The organism is Bacillus sp. P4_D3 (assembly GCF_056401855.1).
Genome location: NZ_JBFUIN010000680.1, coordinates 1 through 1,655 on the forward strand (window position 1 = coordinate 1; position 1,655 = coordinate 1,655).

The following is a 1,655-nucleotide window of genomic DNA, read 5'->3' on the forward strand; positions in this document are numbered from 1 at the left end:
CTTTATCACAGCTCCTTTTGTCTTACTAAAAAACGAGGTGGATCTTTCATCACTACTAAATGCACCTTCACTTGCTTGTTTAAATGTATCTAGCGTTGCTGCAATATGGATAATAACTGCTCCTACAACTAGTAGCCCGGTATACATCCTACCAATTGAATTATCAGCCATTTCAGAATCAATCGAAACTACAAATAATATCGTTCCAAGTTGAAACGCATATAGTAATACGATTAGCGTTTGTAACTTTTGAAATTTAWAACRTGCTTTYGGAAATRRATATAKAATTAAAAATATAATTTGAATACTAAATAACACAATTTCAGTTTTAACAATTGTTYTATCAAAAAAATTGTTGTAGTAATTCAAATCACCTACAAAAATAATAAACATAAATATTGAAATATAAAATATTGTTCCAAGCATAAAWCCCGTCGCACCTTCAGGACTTAAACGTCCTTGACATGTTATTCGAAATTTATCTAAATCTTCTTCTTTTATATTCCACACCCTGACATTTCCCCTTCTATACAGTTTAAATAATTTTCGTGCACTAAAATTCTATTACATTCTTAATATTTTTAAGTACATAGATCTTTGTACAACTAAATTCAGATAATCTTTTAGGTATATCATTACCATATTAATTACCATAATAATCTAACAAGAATGCCTTTTGATGGTTCAAGTAGTATTATTTTTCCTCAAAAGTTCTAAATATTCTTCTTTCAATTAAGTATAACCGTCTTCTTGTCACCTTCATCCAATGCCTTTATTAGACTCTCATACTCTATTTTGATTTACCAAAACTATACGCGCTCAGTAAAACATAACTGTTATCACAATAACTATTTTTTACTACCCCTTTACTCATATCTTCACAACATTTATCGTTCTCAAAATTCAATCAAAATATATTATTTTTAATTTATATACTCTTTTTCATAATTTACATATTCTTTTTTGGCACTTTGATTATTATCTTCTCTGGTATGATAATATGTTGAAATTTCTTGATTGCGTTTTATAAGCTTATCTTCTTTTCTTTCTTCATAATTTACCGATATTGTTATTTGTATTATTCTCATTTGATTTTCTTTTGTATTATTAGGCGTATTAAATTCAATCATCAATATTGCAGAATCAAATTTATCATATTTTAAATTTAACTTGTCATTTATTATGCTTTTAAACTGTAATTCAGTTAAATCATAGCTTATTATGCTCGGTTCACTAGATCTTTTTGTATCTTCACTCGGTTTCAATTTACTAAGTTCATTTAATCCTCTAAACATTAATTTTACATATGAAACATTCATAGCTTGATCCTGGGCTACTGAACGGGATTTTTCATTTTTTAAATTTGTACTATAGACCGTTTCTTTTTTGTAATTTTGATTACTACCAACGTTTTTATCATTTTTTATATCAGTAACAACCTTTTGAGTTGTTTTCCCATATAAGTCGTCTTCTTTCACATTATATACTCCATGGGTTGTTTGATATATTATCCTGCTATGTTCACCATCTTCTTTTTCTTCATAAGTACTTTCGCTAGTCTCTTCTTTCACATATGCATATCCATCATCACTCGCAGACATAACCGTTTTCATATCCCCTTCATCCAATGCCTTTACTAATCTCTCATACTCTAT

The 1,655-nt window shown here is 28.2% G+C and carries 3 protein-coding genes; all 3 read right to left on the reverse strand.

All coding sequences use genetic code 11. From position 1 onward, the window contains the following. Positions 1-510: hypothetical protein (locus AC1DTM_RS25515; protein ID WP_477001194.1), on the reverse strand; the 510-nt coding region annotated here is incomplete at its 3' end. Between the two features lie 218 nt (positions 511-728). Continuing rightward, complete coding sequence (locus tag AC1DTM_RS25520) at positions 729-800, reverse strand: DUF3952 domain-containing protein (RefSeq protein WP_117616460.1); 72 nt, start codon at positions 798-800, stop codon at positions 729-731. Between the two features lie 123 nt (positions 801-923). After that, positions 924-1,655: DUF3952 domain-containing protein (locus AC1DTM_RS25525; RefSeq protein ID WP_477001195.1), on the reverse strand; the 732-nt coding region annotated here is incomplete at its 5' end.